Genomic DNA, 17,625 nt, shown 5'->3' with positions numbered 1-17,625 from the left:
GTAATACCTTATTTTGTGTAGAAAATGTGTAGAAACTTTTCATTTTCTATCCTTTTCTAACGTATTCTCAAAAAAGAAAAAGCGCCTCAAACCCTTGAAATAAAAGGATTTGAAGCGCTTTTCACTTAGTTCAAACTTGTTTTATCTGAACCTTGATACGTCCCAGGAGGACATACTACAACATTGATATATCAACAGTTTACAACCATAATGTTTACCTTTTGTTTACCTTTCATTTTAGACCACCCATTTGGAGTGGTCTTTTTAATCGAAACTGTTAATTAATTTATTTATTCTCACCGTTTTCATTTCTGTCTAAATTAAGAGATCTGGGATATCTTTTTAGTTTTCCTCTTAACAGAAACCATGATAAACCCGTATAGATCAACCCTGAAATGAAGATAAATATAATTATTGCAATGTCGGGACTTGGCTGATTTACTTTTTTCATAGTCTCTGAAAAAAAAGAAAGTAATAATAATGCTAGAACAAATAAATAATATACCAAATACCAACGTTATCCATGGGAATACATTTACATAAATATCTAAAATAGGCTTTATCTTTCTTAAACTTCTCTTATTCAATCTTGATTTATTTCCCCAATTTTTCATACCATTAGGCATTCCTTTTATAGTACCTTTGAAATTAGGATATCTATTTTCATCAGTATGTAAAATTTCAATTGTAACGCCATCTCCTCGATCAAGATACTCAAACTTCATATTCAAAATATTTTTCTTTTCGTCATTAGTTGATATCTCAAAACCATTCACTTCTTTTGTTCTTAATAGAATCGAAGCTCCTATAATCTCTTTTTCATCATCAAATTCTAATTGTAAAGAATCATTTTTTACTATATTTTCACCATGAATGGTTTCAGTACCTGAATTCCAAATAACAGTAGTTGTTTTTATAACTCTTGGAACTTTTTTGCCCTTAAAAAAAATTTCGATTTCGTCAGGTGTAACCTCGTTTTTTCCAATAATCTCAAAAGACTCCCATTGATATACTAATCGAGGACCTATCTTGGCTATTTTATACGTATATAAAGCTATTAATACACCTAATATACCTATAACAGCACCGACCCACCCTTGATTAAAAAAGTTAAATATTAAATCCATATACTTATCCCCTTAAATAATATATAAATTAGTTTACCTATATTTAGTTAATTTTCCAATACCAAAATAACTAATAGAATCGAATAATCAAGACTAATTATTTATTTCCAATTAACGATAATTTACTTATATAATTTCTATCTTTACCATTCCAGCCAGTTTTATGAATTAGGTTTACTAAATATTTCTGAACGACTATCTCTTTCCTCTAACCAATTGTAAAAAGGTACTGGACGCTCTCTTTTAGCTGTTTCTTCTATAGATGATGATTTATATTGCTTCATACTAGAATGCTCTACAGCCTTATTAAACGCCCCTACAAATACTGCTCTTAATGTACTTGCAACCGTTAATGTACCGTTCGCAATATCACGGATAATGTTAGCTAAAACGTCCTTAGCGTTCACGAAATCACGTACATCGTTCATATTCGTTGCTAATATGCATTTGTGTAGTTGATCTTTCAATTCATCTCTCATAGGCAGTGAGTGCATAAAATCAAATAGCATCACTTGGTACTCGTTCATGTACTCCTTTTTCTTTTCAGCTTGCAAAGCTAATTCATTGCCAAGACTCATAATATTATTTGCTTGTTTAGAACTTAAAAGATTAAAAGATTTAGATGCTTGGTTTTCAGATTGTGGAGGGCAAACCGCGTCATTACTAGCTTCATCGGCTGTCTCTCGTTGGGACACGCTCGATGAGACATAAGGTAAAATGCGATAAATACTAGCCCCTTTAATGCCGTTTAATTTAGTGCTTGGTACTTTTTCGATGATGCCTAACTCCGCTAATTTCTTCATTGATCGATAAACTGTCTTTGTACTGATTTTCAATGATGATGCAATGGTACTCGCTTTTAAGTGGCATACTCCTGCGTGTTCTAAGCTGTGTGAGGCAAGTTTAAATACGATTGCTCGTTCTGACTCTGTTAAGTCGTAATAGTGTACCGCCATGTGGTCCTCCACACTCTTATCCATATCTGCTACTGAATCGAATGTTATGTATTGTGCTAGGTATTCGAATGCCATTTGTGTTTCACCTCACTTGGAATTTACTTAAAAGAAATCGACATATTAAAAAATATAAATTAGCGTTTAAACAATTTCGATTAAGTAAATCATAATTTCGTTTAAGTAAAATGTCAACATTTAATTTCTTTTAAGTAAATTATGGTTTATAATAAAAGTAACATAATAACATGAGAGTTGGTGAAGAATGGGCGCTGAATTAAAATCAAATCTTGGAGAACTGTTGAAAAAAAGAGGTTGGGACCAAAAGAAGCTTGTGGAAATTACAGGTTTAAACCCTCGTACCATAAGTGAATTAGTTAATGACAAGACAATTCGTATAAATAAGAATGCACTAGAAAAAATAGCTGATGCCCTAAACATTGAGGATATATCAGAAATAATACAATTCACAAAATCAGATAACTAAATAAAGGTTGTCTGTTTTTTTGTATACTTTCTTTGCTTTATTTCCTAAAATGGTAATATCAAGGGAGGTTTTATGTATGAAGAAATTATTTTACATTGGAGCATTGTCAGCATTTTTACTTGCTGCTTGTGGTGAAGAAGAGGCTACCCTAAAGAGGAAAAACCTGTTACAGAAGAAAAGCAACAGGATGAGAAAGCAAATAACGATGTTCCCGAATACAAAATCGAAGAAGATGATTTCGGTAAAGGAATGTGGAAAGTAACATTATCTACTCCATCAACTGACGAAAAAGAATTAAAAGCATTGGTTGAAGAGACGAAAAACCTAGCTGCAGAAAAGTACGAAGATGTTAGTTCGATCTGGGTTAATATAAAAACAGAAGATAGTGTTGCAAATACATATGCTGCAACAGCAAAAGTAGCGCTTGATGAAAAAGGTAAGGCTACCACTGGATTAGATGAACTTGGTGTGTTTGAATTCAACTATAATGTTGGAGAAACACATGAAACAACTGCTGCAGATTTACCTCAATCAAATGTTGATTACACAGCGGATGATATTCTAAAAGCATTCCAAGATGCTGGTTTAAGTGCAATTGAACCACGAGACAACAGTCATAATTGCGTTAAACTTGAATGTACAAAATTAATTACTTCTGAAGATGTTAGTATTTATAAATGGCCAAGTGTTGAAAAAGCACAAGAAGTTAGTGCTAAGAAATTTGGAGATGCACAGGTTGGGACGATTATTATAAGAATGAATAATAAAGAACTTGATATTCAAAAATATATAGATGTAATGAATAATGTAGTAAATAAATAATTTAAGGCCACTCAAACGAGTGGCTTTTTTATTGAAAATAAATAGTAAAAAAGGAAAATAAATTCAAATTATATATATTGCACGTATAAATAATACGTGTTATAATAAGAGTATAGAAAGGAGATGAAAAACATATCATCAAGAGAAATAATCAAGATACTTAACAAAGATGGATGGTATTTACATAGGACAGTTGGAAGTCATCACCACTTTAACCATCCTACTAAAAAAGGAACTGTAACAGTTCCACATCCAAAGAAAGACCTTAAACTAGGCACTACAAACTCAATACTAAAGCAGGCGGGACTTAAATAGTCCTCCTGCAAGGAGGTTTTATATAGATGGGTAAATATTATTTTCCAGCGATTTTCGATCCAGGTACCGACGATGAACAAGGTTATACAATAACGTTCCCTGACCTACCAGGATGCATTACAGAAGGTTCTGATATGGACGAATCTGTATACATGGCGAAGGATGTATTAGCAGGTTTCTTATATGGAATGGAGGAAGATGGAGAAACAATTCCTTCCCCTTCGGATCCTAGCCACATTGATCTTCCGCAAGGAGCTTTTATCTCGATTATAGAAGTGCGAACTGATTATATTAGAGATGAGATTGAGAACAAGGCGATTAAAAAAACTTTAACAATCCCAAAATGGTTGAATGACGCAGCTGAAGAAGAAAATATAAATTTCTCACAATTACTTCAGTTCGCCATTAAGGAACGCTTAGGAATCATTAGCAAAGAACAATAAAAAATGCCCAGGCTCAAAATTAATTGAGTACCTGGGCATTTTGCTATTATGCACTACGTTGTGCAATGATAATTTCTAGTCCTTTTAAATCTCCGTTTGTCAGTGTGCCAGCGTCAAACTTTTCAAGATGTGATTTATCAATAAGCTTTTTGTCTACTGCTTGCTTTAGGTAGTCACGTACTGCTGCTTTAAGTGTTTCATTTGTAAATTGCATTTTATCATCATCCTTTACAATTGGTTTCGTTGTATTGCCTTCCACAATTAATTGCACTTGGTATTTGCTATTGGTTGGAACAATTACTTGTCCTTCAATTTTGTATCCCTTCGGCATAATCCAAGTTGGTTTAACTTCAAAATGAGGACGATCAATATTCGCTGTCCAATCTCCGCCCCATGTAATATCAAGCTTTCGTGCGATAGCACCGACTCGACTTAGTGTTGTTACATCATATAAAGTCTGTGGAGGACCAACAGCAATATCCCATGCTAATCTTGACTTGTGATTGCTATCTAATGTCCAAGTAACAATCAATCTGCCCTGGTCGAGTTCTGCCTTGTGCATAAAGGTACTTCTGTCGTTCCTGTGAGCGATATGTTTCAGTGATAAAGATGTTCTTAATCACTGCTTTAAAACACTCTTGGAATAACAAACGACAGGCAGTTTGTGCAGCTGGCAATAGTTCTGAAATGTCTCTACATGTAGTAGTTAGACTTGTCATTTTGCATCATCCTTTGGCTTGTCATATTTAAGCGCCTGCTTGCTGTCAGAAGTGCCAACAGTAGTTGGGTCGATAATAATACCAAGCAATCCTAAAATGCTTAATACAGTCTCTGAAATGGCTGTGATTTGAGCATTGTAAATCGTAATATCGACATTAAAAATGCCTGCTATTTGATTAGCAAGCACTAGTAGTAATGCGATTAATGACACCCAAAATTGTTTATATCCAGGGATTGAGGTTGATGAAAAAAGTAGAGCGACTAGATATTGTCCGTGCTGTGATAACGAAGAAATTGATTACAATGGAGATTATTGTTCTATTTGTTGTTCTTACCTTATAAATGAATGTTCAAGTGATAATAATAGTGGAGGTTCTTGCGGTACTCTACCAGGTAATGCTAGATATTGTTTTCAATGTGGTTCCAAATCTACTTTCTATCGGGATGGTTATCTAAAGGATTGGAATAGTGGTACGAAAGTTTCTAATGAAATTCCTGTAGATGATCTACCATTTTAATATACATAGAGCAGGTTATGAGACTTGCTCTTTTCTTATAGGCATGGAGGAGAAAATAAATTATGGCTAGTATCACTAAACGTGGCAGCACATGGCAATATATGATTAATCACTATGTGGATGGCAAAAGAAAACCTATCTCAAAAAGTGGTTTTGCTACTAAAAGAGAAGCTCAAATAGCCGCTGCAGAAAAAGAATTATTATTAAAAAAAGGTAATCAAGTAATTGTTAAAGAAAAACCATTTGCTTCTTATTTTGAAGAATGGATTGAACTATATAAATCCAACAAACACATTAATACCTATAACCGATATTCAAATTCCGTTGAACGAGTAAAGGAACATTTTAAAGATAAACCAATTCAAAAAATTACTCGAGCTGATTACCAAATGTTTTTAAATGAATATGGGAAAGGTAAATCAAAAGAGACTGTTAGAAAGCTTTATACACATATAAGAGCCTGTGTAAGGGACGCAATTGAGGAAGGATATATAACAATAGACTTAACTCGCAAAGTGGAATTAAACGCTTCTAATAATGCTAAAAAGAGTGAAGATAAACATTTGAACTACAATGATAGTGTCAAATTATACAAAGAATTATTTAATCGCCTTTCGCCTTCCACAAGCACATACCATTTAATTTTATTGGGCCTTGTATCAGGATTAAGGTTTGGCGAGTTAACAGGACTAACTACAGATTGTTTCGACTTTAAGCTAAATCAAATAAAAGTTTACCGAGCATGGGACTATAAAAGAGGAACTGGATTCGGACAATTAAAAAATGAACAATCGGAGAGAAAAATATCTATTGATAAGAAAGTTATGAATGAATTTAAGAAGCTAAATTTGGCAGTACCTGAAAATGAAAACAACTTGGTTTTCTATAGACAATCGTCCATTAAAACAGTAACAAATGAAGGTGCAAATAAATTATTAAGAAAAACCCTAGATGCATTAGAAATCAAACATATCTCCATTCATGGTTTACGACACACACATGCGAGTGTCTTAATCTATAAAGGATCTAATATTCATTCTGTTTCTAAACGATTAGGACATTCAGATATTCAAACTACCCTTGATCACTATTCGCACGTATTAAAAGAAATGGAAGAACGAGATGAAGAAATAGCGATTAATGTTTATTCATCTTAATTTCTTTGTTCACCATGTTTACATTTTGTTTACCTAAATTATTTTTTATATGTGATTCAATGCGATTCTTAAAAATATCAGTATAAACAAAAAACGCTCAAAACCCAGTGTTCGTAAGGTTTCAAGCGCTTTTCAGTTTAGTTAAAAATTAACCTTTGATTTGCTATTGACGTCCCAGGAGGGATTCGAACCCCCGACCGACGGCTTAGCTTACCACTATAGTTTTCACTACTTATACTAGGTACACCAAGCGTTTGAGACGTATTCAATTCGTACTAGGGATTCGGTCAAATTACGTTCTAAGACCGAAAGTATCTTATATTAATTGTAAAGTAATCCTAAAAGTAAAGTCAACTAGCTTTAAATGTTAATAATAACCACACCAAGACGGTTGGTACTTGTGTGTAGCTTTTTCCACTTCAGAAATCCAAACAGCAATTTCATGAAGCTTTTTCTCCAATACTTCAGTACTCATTTCTGTAGAATCTGCTTCTTCCCAAAGAGTTTCTAACGCATGTCTAACGCCATCTTTAGGATATTGAACCGAATCATGTCTTAGTATCGCATAAAATCCTGTATCTTCTTCATTAGTAATAGAATGTAAGCTCTCACCATTCACTTTGCATTTAATATCTTGATACGAATTAAAGCTAAATACCCACCCTTCAGTCGTTCTCTTAACAGTATAAACGTCATGATGCCCCCAACGATTTGTATAAATTTTCATTTTCATCTTTTTGTTCAAATTAATATCACCTTGTACACTCTTCCAATGTACTTTTTTTACATCATTAGTAATTTCTCTGTATAGGTCTTCAATGGTATGAAAATGGTGGTAATATTCTTCCAAATTATCTTCAGGTAACATTCCTGCATTTGACATATATACTTCTTTAAATATAGGCAAAGAAATCCAATGAATTTTTTCAGCAAGAACTGCACCTTGGCTTAACAATAATTGTAAATCTTCTGTTTTATTTATATTTGCATAATAGTCAACAAGTTTCTTATATATTAATTTAAAATCTTCAACCTGTGATTCATCTATTTCCTCTTTATATCGCTGATGCAAAGCTATATATTCACTTAGAGTATTTTTCACATTTTCTTTAAACCTATTGTTGTCAATAAACTCACTTGAATAGTTTAAAACATCTGATTGTTTAAAATAAAATTTAGTTTTTAAATCCTCATTTGTTATTTCCTTATTAACATTAAATGATGAATTTTCTATAATGTATTTTAAAATATGAAATGTTAAATTCCTCACTCGTTCTTTTCTCAAACTCTCCAAATCCTGTTCCTCCTTCTAATTAATATATTTCTCTTTAAGGTATCGAGATAAACCCTCTATATCCGGATAGATAGTAGAACTATTAATTCCCATATCATCTAATTGTTCAATTAATTTTTTCTTTGCTGCTGTTGGAATAAAAACTTTGATATGGTTTTCTTTACTCAATATTTTATTCATATCATGTGGACGACTTACTCTTGTATTCAATATCTCAAGAACTTTTGTTATTTCCCGTTCTAAAGTATTTTTCACATTTTCATTGTAAGGAAATTCCCGAAGAATTTCCGAAACTTTAGAATCAATAGCTGCTTTATCGGATAATGGAAATCTCAACAATTTTATCTTATCAATAAGGCTCTTTACATAATTCATATTCAATTGCTGCTCATTACAAATATTCTCAAAGTCTTTTAGAGTTTGATTTTTAAATTCATTAATCTCAGCTTCAGTCTGCTCAAAATAAATTGAAAAGTATCCCTTTTGACTTCTAATTCTATCATTATAGTATTTGGTTTTAAAAAAGTAATGATGCTCATTGCTTCTATTAATTGAATCAAGAAATGTTAATACATCGTTTTTACGCATATCTGAATTAAGGTATTTATACTCTAAAAATTTTGCAATATGCTTTTCTTCCTCAGTCCCTAATTCAACTATAGAATCTACATTAACAATATATACAGCTCCATCTTTATTTTCGTTTTCCTTACTTACACAAGCAAAATATAAAGCATGTAGCGAATTACTTGTCCAATCTAATAATCTAGTAGGAATACCGTAATGTTGCATATTAACAGCAATTTCTATAAAATCCTCTTTTGTAAAGTCTTTATGGTTTAATTGCTTTAATTCTGAAAATATATCTCTCTCTGGTGGAGGTGTAGAACGGAAAACACTAGGCAATAATCCCCACGAAAAATCAGCTTGTCCTCTATATAATTTATTAGAATCTATAGCTAAAGTTAAAGCTATATAATCAAATAAATCTTCAACATTACAAGTCAAATTACTTTCATATGGCTCAAAATCATTTATTGTGTTAGATATTTTCACAACTTCTTCTGTCCCAATAAGCATATCAGGTTCTGACAAAATTTTAATATTAACATGGTCATCTGATTTTGTTGCAATTCCGTATGCAGCTATATCATCACTGTTTAATATATGTATTAACTCTCTATTATTTAACTTTTCTAGCTCTTCAGGGGAAAGTTCACACCTAATGCTCTTAAATTTTCTTAATTCTTCGTTTTCTAAATAAATTCCATACCTCAGCAAACTAAATCCTCCTCATTAATTTTAAAATCAAACATTTATCTTATTCTACTCTTTACTCTATTTCATTATTTCTTACATAGTTATGTAACCAAATAAACTGCCTAGCTATCTTTTCTTCATGTGTACATTCAATAAATTCAGGATATTTTTCATCCTCTGGTAAGTTTATATACACCTTATTAATAGCATTGATTAAATCCTCAGCTTCAATATCTCTGACTAATACATCATATGTATGTCTTTCTAAACTAGCTTCTACCTTTAAGCCATCACTTCCCCACGCATTGGGTAAATATTGCTTCATAAGGTTTAGAGCATATTCAGGATGTGAATGTAATAATGAAACAATAATTTCTTTTGCTTGATTTCTTTCACAATACATATTCCAAAAACTTAAGGCATCTCTAAAATTAGAAAACATTACATTAACATCATTACTAATCTCAATAGTAATTTTATCTACTAATACTTTACCTAGAACCTTTAAATCATCTTCATCTAGTTTATTCCCTTCTTTTCCTTCAGAGCTTCTTAACCATCTAAAAATCTCTGTAGCAAAGTGTAATGGCTTTGCTTGATTTATTAACTCCTTCGCTAGTTCTACTTTTTCTTGCTTAGTATTTTGTTTCATTACAATCTCACCTACAAGCATTGCTGCCTGTGCAAATGTATTACTGAATTGAAATAATTGCTGAGGGTTTGGATATATACCCCCATGTGTCGCTATTACCATCGCTAAATTCTTCAATATTTCATTATTACTTAAAGATTTAACTTTACTTCTCATTTTAGAAATGAAATTCACTACATTTTTCTCATTAATAAGACCTTCAAAATCAAAAATACTTTCTTCTAATGTTTTATGCTCCAAATTATTCAAAAAGCTATTTATCTTGATGTCAGATAAGTCTCCTCTAGGAACAGAATAACTAAAGTATCGTTGGAAATATTTATCTGAACATATCCTTTGATTCGCTTCCCACTCAGCATTTCCAGCATGTCCATAATAAATATTTGAATATATACTCCCCAATCTAGGGAACAAGTATGTAAGAACTCTTTTTATATCTTCAACATCATTTAAATTCAACGATATTAATGTGTCATCAATTAACTTTCTTCTTTTATCTTTTTCTTGTTGCTCATTGTATGTTTGTATTTGATGTAAAAATATTTCTTTATTTTCTCTAATCAACATATATATTTCTGGTGTAAATACTCTCAACGCTTCTATTAGCATTAAGTCAACCATGTTCACTTCACCTTTTAGAATTGGTAAAGAGAACATAATGATATTGCTGTATAACATTGCTTGTCTCGGTGTCTTCATTTGAGCTTCAAAAACATGGAACTGATTAACAAATTGTTGTACATCATTTTCAGAAAGAGTTATTTCTCCTACTTTTAATGCCTCATCTATAGCGCTAAAACAAAAAGTTCTCAAGTCTGCTGATTCAATTGCTGGTAACTGAAGAGGTACTTGAATAATTTTTTCTAGAAATAATCTACCAGCCTGTGAATTAGCTGTACCATATCGTTCTTGTAATGAAGCAGATACCATTTCTTTGTCGAAAGCTAAAACGTATGCTGTATATTTGAAGTCTGCGGTCAATTTGACCATTCTAAATATCGCATGAATTTCACTCTTCTCTAACCTATCTATGTCATCTATAAAAATAACTACTCTCTTTTTCTCTTCTTCTAGGATTTTTTCGACCCTGCTTTTTATTTCGTCAATATCAGCTGAGCTTAACATACTACTTACAGCATCTACACTTTCGCCTCTCCCAAAAAATTGAGCTAGTGGTTTAACATATGTATTTATTGCCTCTCCTAACTTCTCGCCTGTTGTTTCTAATTCTCTATCTATAGCTCGAACCAAATCACTGAAGAAATTTAAAAGCATTGTATTTTCATCAGCAAAACGCCAAGGATTAAATCGAATACATACTACATGCTCTTCTTGGTCTAATTCATTTTCAATAAAATTAAATACAGAAGTTTTACCTTCTCCCCAGGCTCCATATATGCCTATCACGATACTACTAGCATCTTGACGATTTGAAATTACTTTTGCTACACGCTGTGCAAATGGAAATCTATTAAAAATATCTTGTGAAGCGTCTACAATTGGCGAATCCGATGAATATGTAAACTCTTGCATTACTACACCTTCCTCATTTCGATTTGTTATTATTTATACTAAATATGTTTACTGACCAGAGGTAAATGCGATAATGCTTAGGTAACTGTAACTAAAATCATAGGGAATCCCCTTTCCCCTACAACATTTACAACAGCACTATCCAATTCATCAATTCTATCTTGTAGCACCTCAACACTACCATTAAGAAATATTTGTAAATCAACTATAACATTTTCCATAAAAAAAAGGATATAAACATACAGTTTATACCCCCTAATTATCAAAGGTTACACTAAAACAACGTTACCTATCGCAACTCTATCCATTTTTCTTGATTTAATCATCAATGATTTCTATGTACGTCAACTTTACTAGATTGCTATCGTTTCAAATGCTTTATCGTGGTGTTGACGTAGGGGGGGAGAGGGTAGTATTCTTAATACTATTTTTCAAAATATCGGAAATGAGGGGCGGTATTTTACACTTTACAAGCTCATGCCATGAAAGTCTTATACACGTCGCACATTACATTCTCTCACTCACATGATATTAGGTCAATCTCAACCACAGAAGATCTCACAGGGGGCTTGTATGGCACTACAAGTAACTCTCTTGCTCCGTAGCATGAACAAAATAAAACATAGATTTTACTCGTCACCCCATAAATCAAGCTTTTCGTCTGAATATACATGAATGTCACCTTTTGAAAAACACCTAAAATTTTCATATTTCTTTTGCTTTTCTCTTTCTAGCTTCACGTTTCAGCGTACTCATGCTAATACCTGTGATTTCTTCTACCTGCGAGAATGAATGTGTTTCTTTCAGCTTCATAGCATGGTCAAGCTGTGTCTTAGTGTATGTAGGTTTACGACCTTCACGATAGTTAGGATTCTGTTTTGCTATTGCTTTACCTTCCTGTGTACGTTCAATAATCATATTGCGCTCCATTTCTGCAACTGCAAGCAATGTTGTTAGGAAAAATCTCCCCATACTCGTGTTCTCTAATAAACCTACATTCAGCACATGGACTTTAATATCTTTCTTAAATAATTGTTCGATTAGGTCAATACCTTCTTTGGTGTTACGTGCTAAACGGCCTAGCTTAGTTACTATCAACTTATCTCCTGCTTGCAACGTCTCTAAAAGTTCTTGTAGCTGTGGTCTGTCTGTTGAAGTACCTGTAAACTTTTCTTTGTAAATGTGTTCAACATTTTCTTTCTCTAGGGCTTCAATCTGTACCTCTAGTTCCTGACCCTTAGTTGACACTCTCGCATACCCATATACTGTCATTTTAGTTCCTCTTTCCACGTTTACTTATGACACTTAATTGTGACACCGTTTGATATGTTGACATTACAGCATCGGCTTATCGGTGTCAATACTTAAAAGTTATGAAACTCCAAAAATAAAAAAAGACCATCTCATGTGAGATGGCTACCTCTTGTTATTAGACTAATCCCCCGTTAGCCATCCTAGAATAAAAACTTCACCACAGTGAATGAAAGAAACCTTATTTCTAAATAGCTCTTAATATAAATTTAAATACTCTGATTTCCCTTCAATTAAATCATATACACTGTAAACCCTAACTTCACTATTTAAGGCATTTGATTTTAAATATGCACTGTTTAAACTTAATATTTGTTGAACTGTTTTAATATTTTCTTTATCTTCATTTTTAATTACTATTATATAAAGCAGCTTATTTTGAGGATTTCTATCCAATTGATATGTATTATGTAAATTGACAATATGATTACTTATTCTTCTGTATTCCACATTTTTACTAAATCTGAAATATTTTACTTCAATAAAAATTTTATTATCCTTCTCATCAACTAAAACACCATCTGCAACAATTCTAGACTGTCCGATTACCAATTCATTATATTTCATAAAATGTTCAAATTCGCTACCAGCTAAATGATTGATAACTAGTTGTTCAACTTTAGCAATGTCAGTTTCAAATTTTACATTGAATAAACTGTTTCCTTTTAAATAAGCATCTCTATTAGGTAAAAATTCTTCTTCTAATTGTGAATAAAGAATATTTTCTAAATTAATTACTCTATTATTTTGGTTAAAATCAATCGTTAATAATATAATTTTACTAGAATCTTTTATAAAATTTATTAATGATTTGCGTGTTTCTTTTAACTCTTCAATTTCTTCGGATAAAGTAGGTATACACACCCACTTTTCAAAATCATTTTCCTCAATATAAAAAAATACAAAATATAAGGCGTCGTTAAATTTATATAAAAAATATAGAGGTTTATCATAATAGACATATGTTTCAATGATATTTTTTGTTTTTGGAAAAATATTATTTATATTCATTTTTCTCTTCCTTTTCTTCTATAAAACTTTTTACATCCTTATAATGTTTAAAATACTTAGGAATTTCACCTTTTTCACCTTGAAATATCCACCAATTAACATGGTTATTATCATCAATTTCAATTAGACCACTACCAACTTTCATCAATCCTACTGCTACATAAGGATTATTCTTTGCAAGTCCTCTTATAGTATCTAACTTAGATGCTAAATTTATCCTCCCATTTTCCTCATAATTTACAGAACAAGAATAATTACCAGGCTTCGTTGAATCCCCTCTTTCATCTTCTATTTGGCTTTTAAAATCTTTTTGTTCCAGTTTATCTTTATTCTTTGTCGCTCTATATATTGGAGTTAAATCTTTTAACACTGGATTCCCTCTTTTAATTATTTGTTCAATTACAGGTGACATAAAATCTGGTAATAAACTTTTATAATTCATTCTTTTCTCCTTATATATGAATATAATAATATATTTATTTTATCACTTTTCTATCACTTGTTTTTTAAAACTCATGAAAACACCTCATAAACCTTGATATATCAAGGTTTCCCGTTGACTACTTCTACATCTTAAACCAATCTGAAGAACTACACAACCCCATCAATCCATACATAAAACGCATTGTCAATACATTTTTAACAAAAAAAAAAAAAAAAAAAAAGACGGCTTTACAAGAAAGAACAAAAAGTAGAAAATTATTGTTTTTTATAGATAAAACGAACATATTTCGAAGATATTATAAAGCCGTTTTTTCCTAGAATAAGAAAATGTTATTAAATTTTTTTCATTTTTTATAATTCACCTCTACTTCCTTCTCTATTTTCATCATTTATAGATACTCCCTCAAATCCCTTGCTACTTCCTCAACATCTAAATCAAGATACTGCGTTGTGACAGCTAAATCTGAATGACCAAGAGCCTTACTGATTAAAGCAATGCTTGCTCCTCTATCATGTAAATTCTTCGCATATGCTCTTCTAATGGCATGTGCATTGATATTTTCTAAACTGAACCGCTTCGCATACTTTGTGATCTGCTTTGAGATAGCATTGTTTGTTGACTTGGTATTCAATATTGTTGCCATGGTTATAAAAAGGTCGGTATTGCTCTTTCCAAAGTGTTCTCTAAGCTTGTCATTACATTGAATTAGTACTCGATATAAATCCATTAATTGGTCATCTATCGGTAACTTCAACACCTGATGATTTTTTAATATAGCTCCATCTAGCACAAGGGTTTTGTTTCCCCAATCAATATTCCGCTCGTTTAACTGCCCTAAAGTGTTAAAGCGAATCCCTGTCTTGTACATCGTTAAAATGGCAGTCACATCTCTTAGACCAATGAATGTAGTCTTATCAATTAGCGACACTAAGATAGCAATATCATTTGGCTTCGCTCCCTTTTTAACCTTTTTATCTACCTTCACATTGATTGATTGCCAAAAGCTCAAGTTCAGCCAACCATTGGTGAAACACTTACCTAAGAACGATTTCAAAACCTTTAGGCGTGTTAGCTTTGTTTGATTAACTACCTGCATTAAATCTAGCCATGAATAGATAGTATCAACTGTAATTTCTTCTAAGTAGGTAACTCCTGTACTCTTTGAGAAATTCTTCAGCACTGTATCATAATCCTTAATGGTACGTGGTCTATAACCACTAACCTCCATTTGGCTTATAATAGTTCCCACCGCTTCTGAAAAAAGCTTGTAACGAGCAGTCGTTGACTTCTCCCCTTTGATTGAAGCGGTAAGCTCTTTAGTTGTCAATGAGAAATCCACATCAAATAATCCCGTCTTTTTGGTCATAAAAAAAATCCTCCATTCAATTGAATTGGAAGATAATTTCGGTACGCTATTCACGTAATTTCTCAGGGTAATCAAAAGGGATTCTGATCAGTGACCGAAGCCCTGACCGAATCCCTAGTTTCTCACAAACTCAATAGTAACAATGGTTTGTGACTGATTTTGATACGTCCCAGGAGGGATTCGAACCCCCGACCGACGGCTTAGAAGGCTGTGGTTATAGGTTTTCTAGCTTTTATACATTTATATAAATCTTGCAATTACAGCCTATTTATCAATCCATCTACTATGTTCCTATTATTCTTTCTTCCTATTTATCTGTTTTTATATTTATTTGGGCACCTCGTGGGCACCAGTTAAAATCCATACTGACAACACCTACCAGTATTGATACAATTTTATTGTATTGCCAACAAGCTATAAGGAAGGAGGAAATGTACTTGAATATACAAGAACAAATTAGAGATTTATTAAAGCCAGCTGGTAAACAAGTTATTTCGTTTGTTGAAGAAGATATAGATATTTTGTCAACTCATATTGAGGATGATGAACAGATAATATCTGCAACAACAGGTTCAAAAAAGTTAACGTACTTTTTATTCTTATTGACTACTAAAAGATTGCTTACATTGGAAAAAGATAAAAAAGGAAAAACGTTTGTTTCTTATGATGTAAATGCAATTAGTAACTTAGTCGTTAACAGAAAAATATTTGCTGTAGAAGTTGATTTCACCTATTTAAAGAATGAGATTAAACTCAAACTAACTAATGATAATGCAACAAAACCTTTCGCGAATGAGCTTGAAAATATCTTTGGCATTCCAGAAAAAACAATACCTAAAAAGAAAGAAAAGGAACCTAAAGCGATCAAGCTAAATATGAACATCTTAAATGGAAAAGAACAATTGAAAGATCGTGGTTTTAGTTACGTACTTAGACAAACTAAGCATGGATATGTAGATATTCTGATTGACAACAAAGAACCCGAAACTTTTATGTTAGTTAGATGGGAACGTGTTGAAAACATTCAAAAGAGTGCTCTTGATATAGCAGGTTGGACAGTTATCGGCAGTAAGTTTGGCAATGCTGGGGCTATAGCTGGTGCCATGGGTGCCAATACTGGGAAGGATAAATCTGTGGCCACACTTTTCTTAAAGCGTGAAAACGGAGAAAAAATACCTTTAGTCATTAAGTGTGATAAGAAGGATCTTGAAAAACTTTCATTATTAATTGTTGCTGAAGAGGAAGAGACTACACAAGCAGCTCCCCCTTCTACAACATCGTCAATTCCAACGGATGAATTGATCAAATTGAAAGAACTAATGGATGCTGGTATTTTAACACAGGAAGAATTTGATGCAAAGAAGAAACAGCTTTTAGGTATATAAGTCACTCACATGAGTGGCTTTTTTGTTTCATCAAGAATTTCACTTACTTATATGTAAAATATTAACCTATGATGATATACTTACCAATGTTATACATAATTGTCTAGGAGGAATATTGTAATGCATAGTAGGTTTTGGACTATTTTCTTTTTAATCATCTTCTTTCCATTAGGTTTATTTTTAATGTGGAAGTATGGTCATTTTACTAAACAAATACGTGTCATTATTACATTATTTTTTGTAGTTATAACTTTACTTTCATCATGTTTCGGTGGAATAAATAGTGCTAAAGAGGAAGAATTATTGAGAAAAGAAAGACAACTAATCGAAAAAGAAAATATCTTAATTAAGTTAGAAAATGATTTGGACAAACGAGAAAAGGAATTAGAACAAAAAACTAAAGAGTGTGAAAAGATAATTGAAGATCAAAAGAAATTAGAACAACAAAAACTAGAAGAACAAGAAAAGGAACGTAAAAAGCAAGAAGAATTGAAGAAACAAGAAGAGATAAAGCAACAAGAAGAGCAAAAAAAGCTTGAAGAAGCACAAAAACAAGAAGCTGCTCAACAAACTACTACAACAGCCACACCTCAACAAAATTTAAACTTCAGAAATTGCAAAGAAGCTAAAGCAGCAGGTTACTCGAACATTAGAAGAGGTGAACCTGGTTATTCATCAAGACTCGATAGAGATGGTGATGGATTAGCTTGTGATAAATAATTTCAAATAAAAAAACCAGGTACTCATTCTGATATGCTCCCTATTAGGTAGACAGATTAAAAAATAAAATCTGTTTATCTAAGGGGAGTATTTTTTATGGGGCGAA

At 32.2% G+C, this 17,625-nt stretch carries 20 protein-coding genes; 8 read left to right on the top strand and 12 right to left on the bottom strand.

Going from position 1 to position 17,625, the window contains the following annotated elements:
* Window positions 1–320: 320 nt before the first annotated feature.
* Together EW028_RS07260 and EW028_RS07255 are read right to left on the bottom strand one after the other, a co-directional pair.
* A complete protein-coding gene (locus EW028_RS07260) occupies window positions 321–1,127 on the bottom strand; it encodes a hypothetical protein (RefSeq protein ID WP_131520436.1) in 807 nt (268 codons plus the stop codon).
* 161 nt (window positions 1,128–1,288) lie between these two features.
* Window positions 1,289–2,158, bottom strand: coding sequence for a helix-turn-helix domain-containing protein (locus tag EW028_RS07255; protein ID WP_131520435.1), 870 nt, complete (start codon window positions 2,156–2,158; stop codon window positions 1,289–1,291).
* Between the two features lie 187 nt (window positions 2,159–2,345).
* Here EW028_RS07255 and EW028_RS07250 point away from each other — a divergent pair, with 187 nt between their 5' ends.
* The 5 genes from EW028_RS07250 (at window position 2,346) to EW028_RS07230 (ending at window position 4,147) form a co-directional block, all read left to right on the top strand.
* Window positions 2,346–2,567 (top strand): helix-turn-helix domain-containing protein, encoded by a 222-nt coding sequence (locus EW028_RS07250; protein WP_131520434.1) that lies wholly within the window; start codon window positions 2,346–2,348, stop codon window positions 2,565–2,567.
* A gap of 76 nt (window positions 2,568–2,643) precedes the next feature.
* Window positions 2,644–2,829, top strand: a complete 186-nt coding sequence (locus EW028_RS07245) for a hypothetical protein (RefSeq protein ID WP_131520433.1) — start codon at window positions 2,644–2,646, stop codon at window positions 2,827–2,829.
* On the top strand, window positions 2,817–3,389 hold the full coding sequence (locus EW028_RS07240; RefSeq protein WP_131520432.1) for a hypothetical protein: 573 nt from the start codon (window positions 2,817–2,819) through the stop codon (window positions 3,387–3,389). Before EW028_RS07245 ends, EW028_RS07240 begins: the two co-directional genes overlap by 13 nt.
* A gap of 123 nt (window positions 3,390–3,512) precedes the next feature.
* Window positions 3,513–3,704 carry a type II toxin-antitoxin system HicA family toxin gene (locus EW028_RS07235; protein WP_131520431.1) on the top strand — a complete coding sequence of 64 codons (192 nt, stop codon included), beginning with the start codon at window positions 3,513–3,515 and terminating at the stop codon, window positions 3,702–3,704.
* Between the two features lie 26 nt (window positions 3,705–3,730).
* On the top strand, window positions 3,731–4,147 hold the full coding sequence (locus EW028_RS07230; RefSeq protein ID WP_131520430.1) for a type II toxin-antitoxin system HicB family antitoxin: 417 nt from the start codon (window positions 3,731–3,733) through the stop codon (window positions 4,145–4,147).
* A gap of 46 nt (window positions 4,148–4,193) precedes the next feature.
* Here EW028_RS07230 and EW028_RS07225 read toward each other — a convergent pair whose 3' ends face one another.
* Window positions 4,194–4,709, bottom strand: coding sequence for a M15 family metallopeptidase (locus tag EW028_RS07225; RefSeq protein WP_131520429.1), 516 nt, complete (start codon window positions 4,707–4,709; stop codon window positions 4,194–4,196).
* Between the two features lie 153 nt (window positions 4,710–4,862).
* Window positions 4,863–5,078, bottom strand: coding sequence for a phage holin (locus EW028_RS07215; protein WP_227744894.1), 216 nt, complete (start codon window positions 5,076–5,078; stop codon window positions 4,863–4,865).
* Window positions 5,079–5,447: 369 nt separating this feature from the next.
* Between EW028_RS07215 and EW028_RS07210 the strand changes: the two genes are divergently transcribed.
* Window positions 5,448–6,542 carry a site-specific integrase gene (locus tag EW028_RS07210; protein WP_131520426.1) on the top strand — a complete coding sequence of 365 codons (1,095 nt, stop codon included), beginning with the start codon at window positions 5,448–5,450 and terminating at the stop codon, window positions 6,540–6,542.
* A gap of 367 nt (window positions 6,543–6,909) precedes the next feature.
* Here the strand turns inward: EW028_RS07210 and EW028_RS07205 are convergent, their stop codons facing one another.
* From EW028_RS07205 to EW028_RS07175, 8 genes are all read right to left on the bottom strand, one after another.
* A complete protein-coding gene (locus EW028_RS07205) occupies window positions 6,910–7,836 on the bottom strand; it encodes a hypothetical protein (protein WP_131520425.1) in 927 nt (308 codons plus the stop codon).
* A 15-nt stretch (window positions 7,837–7,851) separates the two neighbouring features.
* Window positions 7,852–9,117, bottom strand: a complete 1,266-nt coding sequence (locus EW028_RS07200; protein ID WP_131520424.1) for an FRG domain-containing protein — start codon at window positions 9,115–9,117, stop codon at window positions 7,852–7,854.
* Window positions 9,118–9,169: 52 nt separating this feature from the next.
* A complete protein-coding gene (locus EW028_RS07195; RefSeq protein ID WP_131520423.1) occupies window positions 9,170–11,281 on the bottom strand; it encodes a KAP family P-loop NTPase fold protein in 2,112 nt (703 codons plus the stop codon).
* Window positions 11,282–11,358: 77 nt separating this feature from the next.
* A complete protein-coding gene (locus EW028_RS25215) occupies window positions 11,359–11,502 on the bottom strand; it encodes a hypothetical protein (protein WP_193767336.1) in 144 nt (47 codons plus the stop codon).
* 484 nt (window positions 11,503–11,986) lie between these two features.
* Window positions 11,987–12,553, bottom strand: a complete 567-nt coding sequence (locus tag EW028_RS07190) for a recombinase family protein (RefSeq protein ID WP_131520422.1) — start codon at window positions 12,551–12,553, stop codon at window positions 11,987–11,989.
* A 237-nt stretch (window positions 12,554–12,790) separates the two neighbouring features.
* Window positions 12,791–13,603 carry a hypothetical protein gene (locus tag EW028_RS07185; protein WP_131520421.1) on the bottom strand — a complete coding sequence of 271 codons (813 nt, stop codon included), beginning with the start codon at window positions 13,601–13,603 and terminating at the stop codon, window positions 12,791–12,793.
* On the bottom strand, window positions 13,590–14,045 hold the full coding sequence (locus EW028_RS07180; protein ID WP_131520420.1) for a hypothetical protein: 456 nt from the start codon (window positions 14,043–14,045) through the stop codon (window positions 13,590–13,592). The genes EW028_RS07185 and EW028_RS07180 overlap by 14 nt, the downstream gene beginning before the upstream one ends.
* 391 nt (window positions 14,046–14,436) lie before the next feature.
* Window positions 14,437–15,414, bottom strand: a complete 978-nt coding sequence (locus EW028_RS07175; protein WP_131520419.1) for a tyrosine-type recombinase/integrase — start codon at window positions 15,412–15,414, stop codon at window positions 14,437–14,439.
* Window positions 15,415–15,851: 437 nt separating this feature from the next.
* Here EW028_RS07175 and EW028_RS07170 point away from each other — a divergent pair, with 437 nt between their 5' ends.
* Both EW028_RS07170 and EW028_RS07165 read left to right on the top strand, forming a co-directional pair.
* The gene (locus EW028_RS07170) at window positions 15,852–16,799 is read left to right on the top strand and encodes an SHOCT domain-containing protein (protein ID WP_193767335.1); all 948 of its coding nucleotides are present in this window, start codon (window positions 15,852–15,854) and stop codon (window positions 16,797–16,799) included.
* 120 nt (window positions 16,800–16,919) lie between these two features.
* Entirely contained in the window at window positions 16,920–17,519 is a 600-nt protein-coding gene (locus tag EW028_RS07165) for an excalibur calcium-binding domain-containing protein (protein WP_131520417.1), read from the top strand.
* Window positions 17,520–17,625: the final 106 nt, after the last annotated feature.

Origin of the sequence: Lysinibacillus sp. OL1 (assembly GCF_004332175.1) — a bacterium.
GTDB classification, from domain to species: domain Bacteria; phylum Bacillota; class Bacilli; order Bacillales_A; family Planococcaceae; genus Lysinibacillus; species Lysinibacillus capsici.
Note: the sequence above shows the minus strand (reverse complement) of the source record. Positions and strands in the feature narration are given on the sequence as shown.